Below are 16,858 nucleotides of genomic sequence, written 5' to 3' on the forward strand. Positions count from 1 at the left end.
GCACCTGAACAGCCGAATTGACGATCTCCTGCCACATCGCTGGCAACCGCTCACCTGACTCTGCAGCAGGGGCAACCGCTGATCGGGACCGTCAAGATGGAGCGCCCATCCGCTTACGATCAGTAGGTGTAAGCCCGCGCTGCTGCGGCGCGTGGCAATGGCCACACTCAATGTCTTCTGACGCCGCGACAAGGTGCTGTAGTCGGGCACGGCCCAGTCCAAGTGGGCCAACTTGAGCAGGCTCTCGGCCAGGCCCGTAGCCTGGCGCAGGGCCAGCCCGAACATGAACTTCAAGGTCAGGCAGAACTGGATCGCAGCATCGCTGAACACAGCGGGGCGGCCTGAGCGACTACTGGCAAGAGCCTGCCATTGAAGGTCGGCAGCGAGCCAAACCATAAATGATCCCCTGCGCTTGAGCGCCGCGTTGTACTCACTCCAGTTCGTCGTGCGGTACTTCGCCCGCGGTGGCTTGCTCATCTGCCTAGCCTAGCCACGATCGGAGGTTACTCCCGCAGGGTTATGCAACAACGCCCGTCAATTGCGAACTCTTGTGGCTGAGCTTCGACTTTCGGTGATAGCCGTGGCCAACTTCTTCAAAGCCTCTTCAACCTGCATTTGCGGGCATGCAAGGTTCAGTCGAACGCACTGCGCACCGTTCGCGACAAACATCTCTCCTCCTTCGAGGATCAGTCCAGCCTTTTCGAGAAAAAACCTGGTCAGATTTACGGAGTCATCGAAATAGGCACTCAAGTCCACCCATGCCAGATACGTGGCCTGCGGAATCTGGAACTGTGCCTTGGGCAGCCAAAGCGAGAGATATCGATGCATGAACGCAAAGTTGTCGTCCAGATACTGCCTGAGCGCTTCAAGCCAGGCTTCACCGTCTGTATAAGCACCGACCGCCGCAGCGAGGCTTAGCGGATTGACGAACGGATAGTGCCTTCGCTTCCATGTAGCGCGAAGCTCTGGATCGGGGATGATTACCGTGGCGATCATCATCCCGGCCAGGTTGAACGTCTTGCTCACCGCCATACAGGTGATGATGTCCTTGCTGCTCGGGAATAGCTTGGCCAGCGGCACATGCGCAACCCCGGTGCGGGTCAGGTCGCAGTGGATCTCGTCAGACACGATCTTGACGCCATTGGACAGGCACAGTTCGGCCATGCGACGCAATTCATCCTCGGTCCAGACGCGCCCGGTCGGGTTATGGGGATGACAGAGGAAAAACAGCTTCACGGCTGGGTCTCGAGCCTTGCGCTCGAAGTCCTCGAAGTCAATCTCGTAGTCCCCGTCGTCCTTTTTGCGCAAAGGCGAGGTTTCGAACACCCTGTCCCGTTGGACGACTGCATGCTTGAAGTAGCCGTACGATGGCGTAAGGCTGAGCACCTTGTCACCGGGGGCGCACACGTATTCGACAAGGCCGAATAGCGCTGGGATCACTCCCAGGGAAATCTGCATCTGCTCACGATCAAAACGCCAACCGTATCGCCGGTCACACCACGCACTAAAGGCGTCGTACAACTGGTCGTCGAAGTTCATCGTATATCCGAAAATAGGGTGCGCCAGCCGCTCACGCATGGCGCCAATGGCGGCCTCGGGTGCGGCGAACTGCATGTCAGCCACCCACATGGACACCAGTTCCTTCGCCGGCACTTGCAGGGGCGGCATCAAGGGTTCGGATCCGAACAAGTAGTTTTCGAAACCATCCTCCGCAAGGGCGTTGGTGCCCTGGCGCGAGATCGGCTGATCAAAATCGAACGTCATAAGAATCTTCTTCTCCTGAAACAGATCTGATGTGATGGCTTGAGCGCTGCGTCGACCTAGTTCTTGCATCGGTGTTCGTGGTCGGAAATTCTTCCCGGCCACAACATGTCAGCTCAGTAGGGAGCGCTTGCGTGCATACGTGAAATAGACCACGAGGCCCAGCAGCAGCCAGATGCCGAAAGCCATCCAGGTCGTGGCCTGTAGGAAGGTCATCAGCGTGATGCAGAACCCGATCGCCAGCAGCGGCACGATGGGGACTGCGGGGCAACGAAAGGCGCGCGGCAGGTCGGGGCGCGTCTTGCGCAGCAAGATGACGGCCACCGCGATCAAGCTGAAGGCAGCGAGCGTCCCGATGTTGATCAGCTCGGCCAGCACGTTGAGAGGCACGATCGCCGCGATCAGGCCGAAGAAGATGCCCACGAGCCAAGTGGCGAAGAACGGCGTTCCGAAGCGGGGGTGGACTTTGGAAAACCGTTGGGGCAGTAGGCCGTCGCGCGACATCGCGAAGAGGATGCGGGTCTGGCCATAGATCATGACCAAGATGACCGTGGTCATGCCGAGGATGGCGCCCAGATCAACGAAGCCTGCAAACCAGTTCTCGTTGGCGCGCTGCAAGGCCAGCGACACCGGGTGGTCCACACCAAGGAAATCACGGTAGGGCACGATGCCCGTCATGATCAGCGAGACCGCTACGTACAGCACGGCGCAGATCGCGAGTGAGCCAATGATGCCGATAGGGAGGTCGCGGTCGGGACGTTTGACCTCCTCTGCGGCAGACGAGACGGCATCGAAGCCGATGAACGCGAAGAACACCAGTGCGGCTGCGCTGAAGATCCCGTTGGTGCCGTAGGGAGCGAAAGGCTGCCAGTTGGCGGGCTGCACATGCTTGTAGCCCACGATGATGAACAGCAGCACGACGGCGACCTTGATGGCCACCAGCAGGTTATTGACTTTCACCGACTCCTTGATTCCGATGGAAAGCATGGCGGTCAGCGCCAGCATGATCAGGAAGGCTGGCAGGTTGAACCAGGTTTCGACACCGGGAATCGCACCAGGCGCCGCGGACAGCGCCTTGGGCAGCGCAATGCCGAAGCCGCTCAACAAAGACTGGAAGTATCCCGACCAGCCCACGGACACCGCGGAGCTCGCCAGCCCATATTCCAGCATCAAGTCCCAGCCGATGATCCAGGCGATCAACTCGCCCATCGTGGCGTAGCTGTAGGTGTAGATCGACCCGGCCACGGGGAACGACGAGGCGAATTCGGCATAGCACAGCGCGGCGAAGGCGCACGCCATGGCCGCGATGATGAAGGAAATGGTCAGCGCGGGTCCGGCTGTGAGCGCCCCTGTTCCCGTGAGCACGAAGATGCCGGTGCCTACGATGGCACCGATGCCGATCAGTATGAGATCGAGGGGTCCGAGGACTTTCTTCAGGCCATGGATGGATTGGGCGCTCGCGACCAGGTCGTCGAGGCTCTTGGTTCGAAACAGGCTCACGTATGTCTCCAGTTGAATCTCTTTTTTCTTGCCGGACGCGCAAGTGGTTGAAATGCTGGGCCAGGCCGATTGAAACCATCGGTAGAGGAACTGCCGATGGGCTCTCAACGGGAGATTCTGGGGACTCTTGCGGGAAATTTGATTTCTAATATTTCCCAGATTGCATTGAAATGGATAATAAAATTAGACAAACTGAATATCCGGAAGCCTCGCATGCACCAGGTGAGGAGATGGAGGCCTGCGCGAGCCGGCCGCGAAGGGTTGGTGAGCCCCCATTCTGGAGGCAGCCCCTCACTCAGCTTGGCCTGCTTAGGCCTACCTATGGAGGAGTTGAAATGGTTGAGTTGGACAAAACAGATCGCGCCATCCTGCAGCTTCTGCAGGCCGACGGTCGACTAGCCAACACGGAGATCGCGTCGCGCGTCGCGCTGTCACCTCCGGCATGTTGGAAGCGACTCAAGCGCCTGGAGGAGAAGGTGATCCGGGGTTACCACGCCTCGCTGGAACCTCGGGAACTGGGGCTGGGACTGTTCGCGTTCGTCAGCATCCTGCTCGACGACCATTCTGAGAAGGCCATGAATCGTTTCGAGAGCGACGTGACGGCGTTGCCGAATGTCATTGCCTGTCACAACGTCTCTGGCAAGTATGACTATCTGCTGCAGGTAGTCGCGACCGACATGGAGAACTTCCATGAGCTGGCCCTGAACAAGATCCTTCGCAAGCTAGGCAACATCAAGGAGATGTATACCGGCTTTTCGCTCAAGGAGATCAAGCGGTCAACGAGCCTACCGCTGTGACATCAAGGGAGCGTTCGCTTTGAAGTACGCACATGTGCATGGACCTTCTTCTGACGGGTTGTTTCTGCCGAAGCGACGGTCCTGTCTGACAACTCTGCTTCTGCGAATAGCCACTCCCTGAATTTCTGCACGATGGGACGCTCCAACGCGGAAGGCTGACAGACCACAAAGTAGGCGAAGGGACAGGGCATTTCCACGTTGGCGGCGATGACTAGCTTTCCTGACTGCAACTCTGCTTGTACCAGTGGAGGACTGGCAAGTAGCAGGCCCTGGCCCGTAACTGCGGCTTCCAATGCGAGGAGTCCATTCCCGAAGCGCTGCTCGCGCAGCGAGCCTGGCACCGAAATACCCGCATGCTGAAACCATTGCGGCCACCCGAAGCGCTCCGGTGAGCGGTAGGCTGTGCTGTCGCTCAGAAGTCGCTGTTTGAGCAGCGCCACGGGTGAGGCGGAAGGCAGCGCCTTGTCCGATGAGGGCGAGCAAACGGGAAGCAACGAAACCGTCAATAAGCGGCGCGAATCCAGTTCCGCATACTCTCCGTAGCCAAAACGGACAGCCAAATCGATCCCTGCGCGACGAAATGTGGTGGGGCCAGTCGGCCCGCCCCGTGCCGAATCAACAGAACTGAGGCTTGCCTGCAGGCGCACTTCCGCTTCCGGACAGTGCGCATAAAAGCGGTGCAGCCGAGGCACCAACCACTTGGTGGCGAACAAGGGTTCGGCGCAAACGGTGATGACCCAACGTGCCTCGCTCTGGGCCCGGATCTGCTCCACGCCGTCCGCCAGTGCTGCGAAGCCATCTTGCAATGTAGGTAACGCCGCCTTGGCTGCCGGCGTCAGACTGACCTTGCGATGGTGGCGGACGAACAGCTCGACGCCGAGATGTTCTTCCAGTGCCTTGATTTGATGGCTGATTGCAGCGGGCGTGACGTGCAGCTCCTTGGCGGCTGCGGCGAAGCTCTGCGTCCTGGCCGCAGCCTCGAAGTACGACAGCGCGATGAGCGGTGGCAGGCGCTTGGCGCTGGTTGGCAAGGGCCATGCCCGGCCATCATCCTGCGGCAGGCAAGCTTGAATTGCGTTGCCTTCCGCTGCGGCCACGCCTTGCTCCTGCGCAATGGCGTCGCGTTGGAGTTTGTGTTGAGTCGGCGGGGCAGGCTTGCGCATGGAGCGTAGCTTACTTGGCGTGGGCCACGTCGTGGACCGCCAGCATCCGGGCGAAGCTGCGCAACACCGGTTTCTCGATCAATTTTCCCTTGTAAACCAGTAAGCCACCATCGCATTGAGCGAAAGCCTCGATGACCTGCCGGGCGTGCTCCACGCTGCCTGCATCGGGCGTGAACGTGGTATTAATGTCGGGGATTTGTTTGGGGTGGATAGCCCCCTTGCCGGTGAAACCCAACTCAGCAGATAGCGCAGCCTCGCGCAGCATGCCTTCGCGGATCTTCGGTGTCCGGCCGAGGCCTTGTTGATATGGGTTGGTGGGGGTCATGTTTATCTCCGACGGGTGCGGTTCAACGCGGCACCTCATCAATGGGATCGCATCGAGAGCCGTCAGGAGCGACAGTGAGGCTGACGCTTTTCGAGAAACGCATCGATGCCTTCGCAAGCATCTTCTTCCATCATGTTGCGTGCCATGACATCGCCTGCGTAGGCGTAGGCCTCGGCAAGGGCCATCTGCCTTTGCCGGTAAAACATCGCCTTGCCATAGCGCACGGCCGTAGGGCTCTTGGCAAGAATTTCGGCTGTCTTGCGCGCCACGGCGGCATCCAGCTCGCCGTCAGACACTGCCTCGTTGACGAGGCCCCAGTCTGCCGCCGTGGCCGCGTCGATGAAGCGCGCAGTCATTAGCATGTCGAAGGCGCGCTTGGGCGAGACGTTGCGTGACAGCGCGACGGCCGGCGTCGAGCAGAACAATCCTACGTTGATGCCCGAGACGGCGAAGCGCGCTGTCTCCGCGGCAATTGCGAGATCGCAACTGGCCACCAGCTGGCAGCCCGCGGCCGTGGCCACGCCGTGGACGCGCGCGATCACGGGCACTGGCAGCGCCTGGATTCCTTGCATGACCCGACTGCAGCGGGAGAACAACGCCTGGTAGTAGGCAAGGCGGGGCTGTCCTCGCATCTCGCGCAGGTCGTGCCCGGCACAAAACGCTCTGCCGGCGCCTGTTAGCACAACACAGCGAACGTGCTGATCTGAGCCTATGGCGTCGAGTTCACGCTGCAATGCATCGAGCAGATCTTCGGACAGGGCATTGAACTGCAGGGGGCGGTTCAGATGCAGGGTCGCGACCCCATCCTTGTCTTCCCTGAGCAGAGGCGCAAGTGGGCGATCTGCGTTCATGAATGTCTCCAATCGTGATGATGCATGCCAAGTCAGGCTGTAGTCGCCTCAGTCGCTACCGTCACTCGGGCCTTGAGGGAGTTGGCAATAAAACAGTTCTTGTGTGCATCGGCGTGGATGCGATTGAGTGCCGCATTGTCGGGCACTTTGTCTCCCCCAAAAGTGACCCTGGGCGACAGCTCGACACGGGTGATCGACATTCCCACACCTTCGGCCTTCTCCAGATACCCCACGGCGTTGTCTTCGTACTGCTCCACACGATAGCCCTGGAATTCAGCGATAGCCAGAAAGAAGAGCATGTGGCAGCTCGCAACGGCGCTGACCAGCATCTGCTCGGGGTCTGTGCACATCGGGTCGCCCTTGTATTCGACGGATGCCGAAACATTGACAGACTGTTGACCGCTCAAGGACGCCACGTGGTTGCGAGAGTATGTTTTGCTGTCGGTGGCATGAGGGGAACGCTGCCACTGAATCGCGGCCTGGTGCTGGGACATGGAACCTCCGAATAGGTGAGAACGGCGATTTGGATGAGCGAATCGTAGACACCAGAACAAGCGCCGTAAAACGATGATTAGTAAGCGCTAGGCTTAGCAGGAGTAATCAACGAGTCACTGAAGTTGCCCTTGTATCCCCGGCACCGCTTTGTGCCCGGTCAAGGGCTTAGTGAGTTGTTTGTGGCCCGCCCCGCCCGAACTCCCGAGGCGGGTGCACCTCGTAGAAGTGCTCAAAGTCCGCCGGCAACTGCGCACCGCCGGCATGTTCCTGCCTGCCGCACTGCCTGCGTTCGCGGCGGACTATCCCAAGCGAGCAGTCCGGGTCATCACGCCGAACTCTGCCGGCTCGTCCGTCGACATCCTGGCCCGCCGTGGGGCGACCTTCCTCAGCACCGAGCTGGGCCAGTCGTTCTATGTGGAGCACGTGCCAGGCGCCGGCGGCATCATTGGCACGGAACGCTCCTGCGCTCGCCCGGCGATGGGCACACGCTGGCGGTGGTCGCATCGAACCATGTCGTCATTCCCCACGTCAACCCGAAGGTCCGCTACGACGCACGGTCAGGAAGATGAGCCTCGAGCTCGGCGGGAACGCCCCGTTCATCGTGTTCGACGATGCCAACATCGACTCGGCCGTGGAGGGCGCCATGGCGAGCAAGTACCGCAACGCGGGACAGACCTGCGTTTGCGCCAACCGGCTCTACGTTCAGGACGGGTCTACGACGCGTTCGTCGAGAAGTTCGCGGCAAAGGTGCGGGCCCTGAAAGTCGGCAACGGTTTTGAGGACGGTGTCACGCAGGGGCCGCTGATTGAGCCTGCGGCGGTCCGCAAGGTGCACAAGCACCTAGCGGACGCAATCGAGGAAGGTGCCCGCGTCGTCGCCGACGCGACTTCCGAGATGCTCTGTGCGCGCGAGGAAACCTTCGGTCCTTTCGCGCCTGTCTTCCGGTTCACAACCGAAGAGGAGGCCATCGACTTGGCCAACGCCACCGAATTCTGCTTGGCGAGCTACTTCTACAGCCGGGATGTGGGCCGCATCTTCCGCGTTTCGGAGGCGCTGGAGTGCGGCGTGGTGGGCATCAATGCGGGCGTGATTGCCACCAAGCACGTGCCATTTGGCGGCGTCAAACAGTCCGGCTTGGTCGAGAGGGCTCGCATCACGGCATGGACGACTATCTTGAGTTGAAATACCTCTGCATCGGCGACATCAACGCCTAGTTGCGGAGGCCTGCCACGGGGTTCAAGCTGAGCCGCGCAATGGCGACCGTTGCGTGGGGGGGGGCGGCTTGCAGGGCCGCCACCCTACGCATTGGAAAAGGCGTTGGTGAGCCCGAACGATCAGTTCACGAGCACCACGGCACCCTTCATGAGGCTCGAATGACCGGGGAACGAGCAGATGAAGCCGTAGTCGACGCCGGCCTTGAGCTTGGAGACGTCAAACTCGGTTGAAGTGGTCTCGCCGCCGCCGATCAGCGCGGTGGCTGCGACGACGCGTTCATCATTGGGTTTTATGTAGCCGTTTGCTGCGCCAGCCGCCATGCCATCGGTTGCCACGCCTTGAATCGCCGCGGCTGAAACAATCACTAGGTTGTGCCCCATCACGGTCTTGGCAAGCTTTCCCGAGTGCTTGAGCGTCACCTTGAAGGTCTTGCACGACTTCGGCACGGAGATGCTCTTGGTGTCGAACTGCATCTGGTCGTTGCTCGACACGGTCGTCTCGCAGGTCGCGGCATGCGTGGACGCGGCAGCGAGCATCAGAGCGAGGGCGAACAGTTTTCTCATTGGTAGTTTCCTTTGGTTGCGGTGAGAATGAATACGACGTTGAAAGACCGGCACCGAAGGTGTCGCCGAGCAAGGTCTCAGTTGGCGGCAGAGGCCGTCTTGCAGTTTTTCATGCACCTGAGGTTTTTCGCGTCTGGCCTGTCGTCAACATAGAAGCTGTTTCGATTGGGCATCTTCACCTTGGGCAAAGAATCGCGATCCATCGTGGCGTCGCTGGGGACGATGGCGTTGAAGTTCAGGATGTAGGCGGTGACGCTGTAGACCTCATCGTTGGTCAAGGACTGCGGCGCCTGAAAGGGCATGGCACGGCGGATGTAGTCGAATAGCGTCGTGGCGTAAGGCCAGTAGCTTGCGACGGTCTTCAAGGGCTTGGCTGAGCGAAGCGTCCCGGCGCCTCCGGTCAGCGCCGGCCCGAGGCCGCCCTCCAACTTGGCGCCGTGACATCCCAGACAGGCGTTCCGGTAGACCTGCTCGCCCGCCTTGACGGTGCCGGAGCCGGCCGGGAGGCCGGCGCCGTTGACGAAGACATCGATGTTCCAGCCCGCGACCTCTTCGTGGGTCGCCACCCGGCCCAAGGACGTCGAGTCTGCAGCGCTTGCCGCGGCGCAGGCGGCAAGGAGCAGCAGCGTTGCAGCCGCCCTGGGGAGCAACTTATGCGCGGCCATTGGTCACCTCCCCAGTCGATGCCACTTTCCACGGCTGAATCGAGTTGTTGTGATAGAACGAAACCTTGCCGCGGGTGGCGATTAACTGCGCCAGCGTGGGCTGGACATAGCCGGTTTCGTCGACCGCCCGGCTCATGAGCATCAGCTCCTTTCCGTGCCACTCGAAGGGCGCCCTGAATGACGTGAGCGCCTTGTTCAGCACCGGCGCGTCCAGCGAAGCCTCCTTCCAATTGCGGCCGCCGTCGATCGACACGTCGACGTGCTTGATCCGGCCGTGGCCGCTCCACGCAATGCCACGCATTTCATGCACGCCCTTGCGGCTGAGCTTGTGAGTACCCGACGGCGAGGTAATGATCGACTTGCATTCCATGACGAAGGAAAACTGCCGCGAGCGGCCGTCTTCCATCAGGTCCGTGTATTTGGCGGTTTCCTCGCGCGTGTGGGCCGGCTGGTCCGCAACGTGCAACCGGCGCAGCCACTTGATGCTCATGTTTCCTTCAAAGCCGGGAACGAAAAGCCGCAGCGGGTAGCCTTGCTCGGGCCGCAGGCGCTCACCGTTCTGACTGTAGGCAAGCAGGACGTCGTCGAGGCACTTCTCAAGGGGAATGCTGCGCGTCATGGCCGCGCCGTCGGCGCCTTCGGCCACGATCCATTTCGCGCCAGGCTTCACGCCAACGTGCTCCAGGACGGCGCGCAATGGCACTCCGGTCCATTGTGCGCAACTGACCAGGCCTGACACTTCCGCCGCCGTCTTGCCGTACGGGGGCAGGAACGACGGATTTCCCGAGCACTCCAGAAAGTAGATCTTGGAGGCGCTGGGGAACTCACGCAGCTCTTCCATTGTGAAGAGCATGTCTTTCTTGGTCATGCCATGCACCATGAGGCGGTGCTGCGATGGTTCAATCTGCGGCACGCCCGCGTGGTGGCGCTCGTAGTGCAAACCGTTCGGAGTGATGATGCCGTCGAGTTCCTGCAATGGCGTCGTGCTGTACGCGGACATGGGCTCGACAAGGCCCGGGTACATGTTGCGGACCGCAGCCACTTCAAACTTGGAGGGTTTGCCATAGGGCGCCGCCGTCGGCTCCCCCAAGGCGCGGCTCCACTCCGGCACGTGGGGCGGCAGGTTGTTCCCTGCGGCCGGCGCAATTGGAAGCGATGCAGCAGGCTGAGCGGCGGCGGCCCGGGCCACGACAGCCGCTGCGACTGCGCTTCCCCCTTTGGTCAAGAATTGGCGCCGAGATCTGCTCGGCGAGGTGCTGGCTTCTACCAGATTGGACATTTCGTCTCCTTGGCGTGACGTCAAATGGACCGATTGATCGGTACAAGCGAGTTGTTGACAGTAGCTTCCAAAATACCGGCGGGGCGCCCCTGTACAGTGTTATCCGCGCGGGATGACCAGGTTGACCGGTCGGTACAAAAGTCTATCATCCGTAAACTAGAGAGTCGAGCAGCATGAACATCATTGATTACCCGGAGCTTCCCCAACGCGAGCGAATTTTCAAGATCGCGGCGCAAATGTTCGCCAAGCGCGGCTACAACGCGATCGGCATGAGCGATCTTCAGGAGGCCGTGCAGCTTGGCCGGGGGGCGCTCTACCATCACATTCGCAGCAAGGAAGATCTGCTCTACGAAATCTCGCGGGAGTACATCAGCGATCTGGTCCAGTCAGCGCTCCAATCGCAAAGCGACGAGCCCGATGCGCGGCGGAGGGTGCTTCGACTGGGCACCCATCTCGTTTACAAGATCGCTTCGCATCAAGCGGAGCTGACGGTGTGTTTTAGAGAAATTCAGTCGCTCACCGAGCCTCGCCGCGGCGAGGTGCTCGAGTTGCACGCGAAGTACGAGCGCGTGTGGCGGGACACGATGGTCGATGGTGCGGACGCACGGTGCTTCCGGCCGTACGATCCGATCGTGCTCAAGGGCGTGCTGGGCATGTACTTCTACAGCTACCTCTGGATGAACCCCGAACGTCCGCTGGGCCCTGAAGCGATCGCCCAGCGGCTCAACGAGCTGGCACTTCGGATGCTGACGCTGTAGCGGCCACTAGGGAAAACACTCAAAGAAAACGCCTTGCAATCGGTGGATCGCAGGTCAGAATACCGACCGATCGGTACAGTTTTTGGGTGTGTCCAGCATTTTGGATGCGCGGGACCTCCCTGAAAAAGCGCCCACTCTTTTTTAGTACGTTCTGTACTGATTGGTCGGTACATACAAGGAGATGATGATGAATCAGGCGCCAAAGGCCACCCCGCTGTGGCAACCCAATTCCGAGGCATTGCTGAACAGCAATCTTGCCCAGTTTGCGCGACGAAACGGGTTCGATCCTGCCAAGTACGATGAACTCCATCGCTGGTCCATCAGCGATCTGGAGGGGTTCTGGAAAGCGGTGTGGGATTTCGCGGGCATCATCGGCGAGCGCGGCGAGGTAGCTCTGGTCAGGCGATCAGAAGGCGAGATGTTTGGTGCGCGCTGGTTCCCGGGTGCGAAGCTGAACTTTGCCGAGAACCTGCTGTGCGGGCCCGACGCCCGGCTCGCGGTCGTTGAAGTGGGCGAGTCCGGTGAGGCGCGCAACGTATCGATGGGCGAGCTGCGGGCGGAGGTATCCCGCCTTCAGCAAGGGCTGGTGGCGTTGGGTGTGAAGCCCGGCGATGCGGTCGGCGGCATCCTGCCGAACAACCTGCAGGCTCTCGTCGCACTGCTCGCGACGGCCTCGCTGGGCGCGGTCTGGGCGTCGTGCTCGCCCGACTTCGGGGCGCCGGGGATCGTCGATCGGATCGGCCAGGTGCATCCCAAGGTGCTCCTGACGGCCAGCAGCTACAGCTACAACGAAAAGACCTACGATCTGTCGAGCAACCTCGACACGATCCTCAGCGGGTTGCACGGCCTGCAGACCCTCGTCTACATCGGCGAGAGGCCCTCGATCAGGGAACATGAAGGGGTGCGACTTACCGACTGGGAGAGCACGACGGCTTTCGACGCGGAGCCCTTGGCGTTTGAACGGTTCCCGTTCGAGCAGCCGCTCTATGTGATGTTCACGTCCGGCACCACCGGCTTGCCCAAGGGCATCGTTCACACTGCGGGCGGCGTGCTGCTGCAGCATCGCAAGGAACACATGCTGCATTGCGACGTCCGCCCTGGCGACGTCATGAGCTGGTACACCAACACAGCGTGGATGATGTACCACTGGCTCATCACTGGCTTGGCCAGCCATGCTGCAGTCGTGCTCTACGACGGGGCCCCGGTCGCCAAGCGCGCAGACGGAAATGACATGGGCGTGCTTTGGCGCATGGCGCAGCAAGCGCGCGTGACCCACTTCGGAACCAGCCCGCGGTACCTGGCGGCACTGCAGGAGGCCAACTATGAGCCCGGGCGCCTGCATGACCTGAGCTGCCTTCGCAGCGTGCTTTCCGCTGGCGCTCCCGTCCAGCCAGAGCAATACGATTGGCTGTACGAGAAGGTCAAGAGCGACATGATCTTCGCCTCCATCTCGGGCGGCACCGAGATCATCGGCTGCTTCGTTCTGGGCTCACCCATCCACCCGGTGTGGCGTGGCGAGATCACCTGCAAGGCGCTGGGCTATGCCGTGGACGTGCTGGATGAGCGGGGCGCCTCGATCGTGGGGCGCAAGGGCGACCTCGTTTGCACGGAGCCGTTCCCAAGCTCGCCGCTGACGTTCTGGGGCGAAGACGGCGACGCGCGCTATCACGCCGCGTACTTCGAAGCGCGGGCCGGCATCTGGACCCATGGCGACTTGGCGGAACAGACGCCGCGCGGCTCGGTCGTCATCTACGGCCGGACCGATACGACGCTCAAGCCGGGTGGCGTTCGCATCGGAACAGCCGAGATCTATCGCGTCGTGGAAACACATCCCGACGTCGAGGATGCGATCGTGTTCGGACGCCCAATTGATGGCGACGAAGAGATCGTATTGTGTGTGGTCATGAAGGGCGAAAACCTTTTCAACAGCGAGCTGGTTGATCGACTGCGAAAAGATATTCGCGACAAGGCATCTCCACGGCATGTACCGCGCCGAGTGTTCCAGGTGCAGTCCGTTCCGTACACGCTCAACGGCAAGCGCGTCGAAGGCGCCGCCCGATCGACTCTCGCTGGCCTCCCCGTGAAAAACAAGGGCTCACTACTCAATCCGGAATCGCTCGCCGAGTATGCGGCGCTGATGGAGAGGGAGTCGTCATGAACCGGCGATCGATGGGGGCCATCGTTGGCATCGGTGAGCTGAAACCGCAGCGAAAAACGCAGGGCGCCACCACATTGGACATGATCGCCCAGGTCGTAAGGCTTGCGGTTGCCGATGCGGGCCTGGAGAAGGAAGCGATCGACGGGCTGCTGGTGGGGCCGCAGGTGGGAGAAACACCGCAGCATGTGCCAGCGACTGTATGCGAGTACCTGGGCATCCAGCCGCGCATGTCCAACGTCGTTGACCTTGGCGGGGCTTCCGGCCCCGGCATGATCTGGCGCGCCGCCGCCGCAATTGCCGCCGGAATGTGTGAGGCAGTTGTCTGCGTTCTGGCCAACACGCGTGAGGAAGAAGCCTCACGATCGCCGAATCGCAACCCAATCCGCGAGTTCGACGTACCGTTCGGTGCCTCAGGCGCAAACATATCCTACGCTTTGCCCATGCAGCGGCACATGGCGGAATACGGCACGAAGCCTGAGCATTTTGCTGCGATCGCAGCATGGGCTCGCCACAACGCGCAGTACAACCCTGACGCGATCTTTTACGGACAGCCGGCAACCGTGTCCGATGTCCTTTTGTCACCCATCGTCGCGAGTCCGTTGCATCTCTATGAAATCGTCATGCCCGTTGCGGGCGGCGAAGCTGTCGTGGTCGTGAGTGCAGAACGGGCCAGGTCTCTGAACCAACGGCCCGTCCATCTGCTGGGCGCAGGTGAAAAGCTTACGCACCGTGCCATCAGCCAAGCTCCGACCCTCACCAGCGGCCCACTTAAGCCGTCCATGTCACAGGCCATGGCACAGGCAGGAGTATCCGTGCGGCAGATGAGCCTCTTGTCCCTCTACGATTGCTACACCATCATGGTCGCGCTGACCATCGAAGATGCGGGCCTCTGCAAGCCTGGCCAGTTCGGGCACTGGATCGAGTCCCACCGGCTTGGCTTCGACGGCGACAAGCCGCTGAACACACACGGTGGCCAGCTGGGTTTCGGGCAGCCAGACCTGGCTGGCGGGATGACGCACGTGGTCGAAGCTGTGAGGCAGCTGCGCCACAGCGCCGGTAACCGGCAGATTCGCAACGCCGACCTTGCCTTGGTGACCGGCAACGGCGCAACCGTCAGCGAGGCAGTCGCCCTGGTTCTAGGAGCCGATGCATGAACGAGATCATTGAAAGAATGCAGGCGCTCACCATCCCGGGACCGATCCCCAGCGCCATCAGCGCGCCATTCTGGGACGCAACAGCCCAGGGCCGATTCGAGCTTCAACGCTGCGACGACTGCCACCGATGGGTGTTCTACCCCCGCAACCACTGTCCCCATTGCTGGGGCAGCAGCTTGCACTGGCAGCCTGCGCAAGGCCGCGGACGTCTGAAAAGCTTCTCTTTCGTCCATCGTCCCGGCCATGCGGCATGGCAATCGGTTGCGCCCTATCCGGTTGCGTTGGTCGAGTTGGCGGAAGGGCCCACCATGCTGAGCACTTTGTTGGTCACCAGCGAGGACCAAGCCAGCCTGCGCATCGGTATGCCGTTGAAAGTCCAACTTGTTCGAGTGGGCAAATTCACGCTTCCTATGTTCGTCCTGTCGGACGAGGAGGCGTGACATGGCAGTCGCACCACAAGAAGCGTTCTTGCTTGATGGACTGAGAACCCCCTTCGGAAAATACAAAGGGGTCCTCGCCACTCTCTCTGCTCTTGATCTGGGGGCGCTCGCCATCGAGGCGGTGCTCGCTCGCCAGCCGTGGGGCCGAAATCCCGATGGGGTTCTGATGGGGGTTGTAGTCCAGGCTGGCCTGGGGCAGAACCCCGCTCGAATCGCGGCGGTTCATGCTGGGATATCCATGACGACACCCGCGATGACACTCAACGCGGTTTGCCTGGCAAGCCTGGAGTCGGTGTGCGAGGCAGCTCGGCGCATTCGCTCCGGGGAGGGTGACAGCTACCTTGTAGGAGGCTTCGACTCGATGTCTCGTGCGCCGCAGCTGATTCCCCCGCAGCACGAACAGAGCAACATGGCCGCTACCAGAAGTGCCTTGTTCACCGATGGTCTTGGCTGCGCTCTGTCAGGGGCCTCGATGGGCGAGCTATCCGATCGCGTTAACCGTGAGCTCGGAATCTCCCGCCATGATCAGGACAGTTGGGCCGTAATGTCTCAGCAGCGGGCAGCTCAAGCGCAAACAAAGATTGAACAGAGCGAACTGTTTGAGCTACGGCTTGAAGACGTGCATGCCCGTGAAGACCAGGGGATCAGGCCGGAGACAACTATCGAGGGCTTGGCCATGCTCAAGCCGGCGTTTGGCGAGGGTGGGACGATCACAGCCGGAAACTCCTCCCAAATGTCCGACGGAGCAAGTGCTGGCCTCGTTGTCAGCGGACACCACCTCGAGCGACTGCAGCAGCCTGCGCTAGCACGCATCGTCGACTGGGGCTTGGTTGCCGGGCCGGATGCGTCGTTGCATCTGAAGCCGGCCATGGCCATTCGACGCCTGCTCAAGCGATGCGGTTTGAGTGTCGCTGACATCGATCTCTATGAGATCAACGAGGCCTTCGCCAGCGTGGCTATCGCCAGCAGCAGAGACCTGGGACTTTCGCCCGAGGTCGTCAATGTCAATGGGGGTGCCATCGCCCTCGGTCACCCCTTGGGCGCCAGCGGCTTCAGATTGCTGCTGACACTTGCCCTCGAACTGCGGCGGCGCAACCTGCGTCGCGGCATCGCCACCCTTTGCGGTGGCGGCGGACAGGGTCTTGCGGTCCTTATCGAAAACTGCAACCTCTAACTCAACTATAGGAACGAACATGACTGCCAGCAAGAACGGATGGACTGGGACCATCAAGGGCATGCCCCAGCAGGGCGTGACCGCCGAGCGCACCAAGACGATGCGGCAACGAGACATCGAGCTCTTCACGGAGATCTCCGGCGACAGGAACCCGCTTCACTTTGACGAGGCGCTGGCCAAGGCGTCGCAGTTCGGAGGACTCATCGTGCAGGGTGGCGTGACCTCCGGTTTACTCAACGCACTGGTGGCCGAAGACTTGCCCGGGCCGGGCTCGGTTTTCCTTGGCATGGAGTTGAGTTTTTCCAAAGCCGTCTATGTCGGCGACACGGTGATCGCGCAACTGGAGGTCGTCAGTGTTCGCGAAGACAAGCCGATCTGCAAGGTCGTCGTGTCGGTCAAAAACCAGAAAGGTGAAGTCTGTTTGAGTGGCACAGCCACGACGTTCACTGTTGCGCTGATGCGTCAATAAATCACGCGGCGGGGCCGCCTTCCATTTCTTTGCCTTGTCGTTCTCCCGCTGAAGCAGCGGGCTGGGTGACTATTCGTCGAAAAAACAGCAA

Annotated in this window: 17 protein-coding genes and 1 pseudogene; 8 read left to right on the forward strand and 10 right to left on the reverse strand. The window is 61.0% G+C overall.

Going from position 1 to position 16,858, the window contains the following annotated elements; all coding sequences use genetic code 11:
• The 3 genes from ACSFB7_RS33915 to ACSFB7_RS33925 form a co-directional block, all read right to left on the reverse strand.
• A partial coding sequence (locus tag ACSFB7_RS33915) for a transposase (protein ID WP_435476726.1) occupies nucleotides 1-477 on the reverse strand: 477 nt, incomplete at its 3' end.
• Between the two features lie 57 nt (nucleotides 478-534).
• Nucleotides 535-1,833, reverse strand: a complete 1,299-nt coding sequence (locus tag ACSFB7_RS33920) for a MalY/PatB family protein (RefSeq protein ID WP_435476727.1) — start codon at nucleotides 1,831-1,833, stop codon at nucleotides 535-537.
• Nucleotides 1,834-1,872: 39 nt separating this feature from the next.
• The gene (locus ACSFB7_RS33925; RefSeq protein WP_435476728.1) at nucleotides 1,873-3,261 is read right to left on the reverse strand and encodes a branched-chain amino acid transporter BcaP; all 1,389 of its coding nucleotides are present in this window, start codon (nucleotides 3,259-3,261) and stop codon (nucleotides 1,873-1,875) included.
• Nucleotides 3,262-3,596: 335 nt separating this feature from the next.
• On the opposite strand from ACSFB7_RS33925, the gene ACSFB7_RS33930 reads away from it, so the two are divergent.
• On the forward strand, nucleotides 3,597-4,058 hold the full coding sequence (locus ACSFB7_RS33930; protein ID WP_435476729.1) for an Lrp/AsnC family transcriptional regulator: 462 nt from the start codon (nucleotides 3,597-3,599) through the stop codon (nucleotides 4,056-4,058).
• A gap of 2 nt (nucleotides 4,059-4,060) precedes the next feature.
• Here the strand turns inward: ACSFB7_RS33930 and ACSFB7_RS33935 are convergent, their stop codons facing one another.
• The 4 genes from ACSFB7_RS33935 to ACSFB7_RS33950 all read right to left on the reverse strand — a co-directional run bounded on the left by ACSFB7_RS33935 (nucleotide 4,061) and on the right by ACSFB7_RS33950 (nucleotide 6,891).
• Nucleotides 4,061-5,221 (reverse strand): LysR family transcriptional regulator, encoded by a 1,161-nt coding sequence (locus tag ACSFB7_RS33935; RefSeq protein ID WP_435476730.1) that lies wholly within the window; start codon nucleotides 5,219-5,221, stop codon nucleotides 4,061-4,063.
• Between the two features lie 10 nt (nucleotides 5,222-5,231).
• Nucleotides 5,232-5,546: an HpcH/HpaI aldolase/citrate lyase family protein gene (locus ACSFB7_RS33940; RefSeq protein ID WP_435476731.1), complete on the reverse strand. Its 315-nt coding sequence runs from the start codon at nucleotides 5,544-5,546 to the stop codon at nucleotides 5,232-5,234.
• A gap of 62 nt (nucleotides 5,547-5,608) precedes the next feature.
• Nucleotides 5,609-6,397 (reverse strand): enoyl-CoA hydratase, encoded by a 789-nt coding sequence (locus ACSFB7_RS33945; RefSeq protein WP_435476732.1) that lies wholly within the window; start codon nucleotides 6,395-6,397, stop codon nucleotides 5,609-5,611.
• Between the two features lie 32 nt (nucleotides 6,398-6,429).
• Entirely contained in the window at nucleotides 6,430-6,891 is a 462-nt protein-coding gene (locus ACSFB7_RS33950; RefSeq protein WP_435476733.1) for an OsmC family protein, read from the reverse strand.
• A 554-nt stretch (nucleotides 6,892-7,445) separates the two neighbouring features.
• Here ACSFB7_RS33950 and ACSFB7_RS33955 point away from each other — a divergent pair.
• Nucleotides 7,446-8,106, forward strand: a pseudogene (locus ACSFB7_RS33955) (aldehyde dehydrogenase family protein); the annotation flags it as partial.
• A 120-nt stretch (nucleotides 8,107-8,226) separates the two neighbouring features.
• Here the strand turns inward: ACSFB7_RS33955 and azu are convergent.
• From azu to soxC, 3 genes are all read right to left on the reverse strand, one after another.
• Nucleotides 8,227-8,670 carry an azurin gene (azu, locus tag ACSFB7_RS33960; RefSeq protein ID WP_435476734.1) on the reverse strand — a complete coding sequence of 148 codons (444 nt, stop codon included), beginning with the start codon at nucleotides 8,668-8,670 and terminating at the stop codon, nucleotides 8,227-8,229.
• Nucleotides 8,671-8,747: 77 nt separating this feature from the next.
• Nucleotides 8,748-9,335, reverse strand: a complete 588-nt coding sequence (locus ACSFB7_RS33965; RefSeq protein WP_435476735.1) for a c-type cytochrome — start codon at nucleotides 9,333-9,335, stop codon at nucleotides 8,748-8,750.
• Nucleotides 9,322-10,614, reverse strand: a complete 1,293-nt coding sequence (soxC, locus tag ACSFB7_RS33970) for a sulfite dehydrogenase (RefSeq protein WP_435476736.1) — start codon at nucleotides 10,612-10,614, stop codon at nucleotides 9,322-9,324. The genes ACSFB7_RS33965 and soxC overlap by 14 nt, the downstream gene beginning before the upstream one ends.
• Nucleotides 10,615-10,787: 173 nt before the next feature.
• Here soxC and ACSFB7_RS33975 point away from each other — a divergent pair, with 173 nt between their 5' ends.
• The 6 genes from ACSFB7_RS33975 (at nucleotide 10,788) to ACSFB7_RS34000 (ending at nucleotide 16,767) form a co-directional block, all read left to right on the forward strand.
• Nucleotides 10,788-11,372: a TetR/AcrR family transcriptional regulator gene (locus ACSFB7_RS33975; RefSeq protein WP_435476737.1), complete on the forward strand. Its 585-nt coding sequence runs from the start codon at nucleotides 10,788-10,790 to the stop codon at nucleotides 11,370-11,372.
• A 187-nt stretch (nucleotides 11,373-11,559) separates the two neighbouring features.
• Nucleotides 11,560-13,530 (forward strand): acetoacetate--CoA ligase, encoded by a 1,971-nt coding sequence (locus ACSFB7_RS33980; RefSeq protein WP_435476738.1) that lies wholly within the window; start codon nucleotides 11,560-11,562, stop codon nucleotides 13,528-13,530.
• On the forward strand, nucleotides 13,527-14,684 hold the full coding sequence (locus ACSFB7_RS33985) for a thiolase family protein (RefSeq protein ID WP_435476739.1): 1,158 nt from the start codon (nucleotides 13,527-13,529) through the stop codon (nucleotides 14,682-14,684). The genes ACSFB7_RS33980 and ACSFB7_RS33985 overlap by 4 nt, the downstream gene beginning before the upstream one ends.
• A complete protein-coding gene (locus ACSFB7_RS33990) occupies nucleotides 14,681-15,124 on the forward strand; it encodes a Zn-ribbon domain-containing OB-fold protein (protein WP_435476740.1) in 444 nt (147 codons plus the stop codon). Before ACSFB7_RS33985 ends, ACSFB7_RS33990 begins: the two co-directional genes overlap by 4 nt.
• Before the next feature lies 1 nt (nucleotide 15,125).
• A complete protein-coding gene (locus ACSFB7_RS33995; RefSeq protein WP_435476741.1) occupies nucleotides 15,126-16,298 on the forward strand; it encodes a thiolase family protein in 1,173 nt (390 codons plus the stop codon).
• Between the two features lie 19 nt (nucleotides 16,299-16,317).
• Nucleotides 16,318-16,767 carry a MaoC family dehydratase gene (locus ACSFB7_RS34000; RefSeq protein ID WP_435476742.1) on the forward strand — a complete coding sequence of 150 codons (450 nt, stop codon included), beginning with the start codon at nucleotides 16,318-16,320 and terminating at the stop codon, nucleotides 16,765-16,767.
• Nucleotides 16,768-16,858 lie beyond the last annotated feature (91 nt).

This window comes from Variovorax raffinosi, assembly GCF_051216615.1.
In the GTDB taxonomy this organism is placed as follows: Bacteria; Pseudomonadota; Gammaproteobacteria; order Burkholderiales; family Burkholderiaceae_C; genus Variovorax.

What these genes read in the sequence shown, in the direction of transcription:
- ACSFB7_RS33920 (WP_435476727.1), bottom strand. Translation starts at nt 1,833, where the DNA reads ATGCAAGAACTAGGTCGACGCAGCGCTCAAGCCATCACATCAGATCTG.
- ACSFB7_RS33930 (WP_435476729.1), top strand. Translation starts at nt 3,597, where the DNA reads ATGGTTGAGTTGGACAAAACAGATCGCGCCATCCTGCAGCTTCTGCAG.
- ACSFB7_RS33935 (WP_435476730.1), bottom strand. Translation starts at nt 5,221, where the DNA reads ATGCGCAAGCCTGCCCCGCCGACTCAACACAAACTCCAACGCGACGCC.
- ACSFB7_RS33940 (WP_435476731.1), bottom strand. Translation starts at nt 5,546, where the DNA reads ATGACCCCCACCAACCCATATCAACAAGGCCTCGGCCGGACACCGAAG.
- ACSFB7_RS33945 (WP_435476732.1), bottom strand. Translation starts at nt 6,397, where the DNA reads ATGAACGCAGATCGCCCACTTGCGCCTCTGCTCAGGGAAGACAAGGAT.
- ACSFB7_RS33950 (WP_435476733.1), bottom strand. Translation starts at nt 6,891, where the DNA reads ATGTCCCAGCACCAGGCCGCGATTCAGTGGCAGCGTTCCCCTCATGCC.
- azu (WP_435476734.1), bottom strand. Translation starts at nt 8,670, where the DNA reads ATGAGAAAACTGTTCGCCCTCGCTCTGATGCTCGCTGCCGCGTCCACG.
- ACSFB7_RS33965 (WP_435476735.1), bottom strand. Translation starts at nt 9,335, where the DNA reads ATGGCCGCGCATAAGTTGCTCCCCAGGGCGGCTGCAACGCTGCTGCTC.
- soxC (WP_435476736.1), bottom strand. Translation starts at nt 10,614, where the DNA reads ATGTCCAATCTGGTAGAAGCCAGCACCTCGCCGAGCAGATCTCGGCGC.
- ACSFB7_RS33975 (WP_435476737.1), top strand. Translation starts at nt 10,788, where the DNA reads ATGAACATCATTGATTACCCGGAGCTTCCCCAACGCGAGCGAATTTTC.
- ACSFB7_RS33980 (WP_435476738.1), top strand. Translation starts at nt 11,560, where the DNA reads ATGAATCAGGCGCCAAAGGCCACCCCGCTGTGGCAACCCAATTCCGAG.
- ACSFB7_RS33985 (WP_435476739.1), top strand. Translation starts at nt 13,527, where the DNA reads ATGAACCGGCGATCGATGGGGGCCATCGTTGGCATCGGTGAGCTGAAA.
- ACSFB7_RS33990 (WP_435476740.1), top strand. Translation starts at nt 14,681, where the DNA reads ATGAACGAGATCATTGAAAGAATGCAGGCGCTCACCATCCCGGGACCG.
- ACSFB7_RS33995 (WP_435476741.1), top strand. Translation starts at nt 15,126, where the DNA reads ATGGCAGTCGCACCACAAGAAGCGTTCTTGCTTGATGGACTGAGAACC.
- ACSFB7_RS34000 (WP_435476742.1), top strand. Translation starts at nt 16,318, where the DNA reads ATGACTGCCAGCAAGAACGGATGGACTGGGACCATCAAGGGCATGCCC.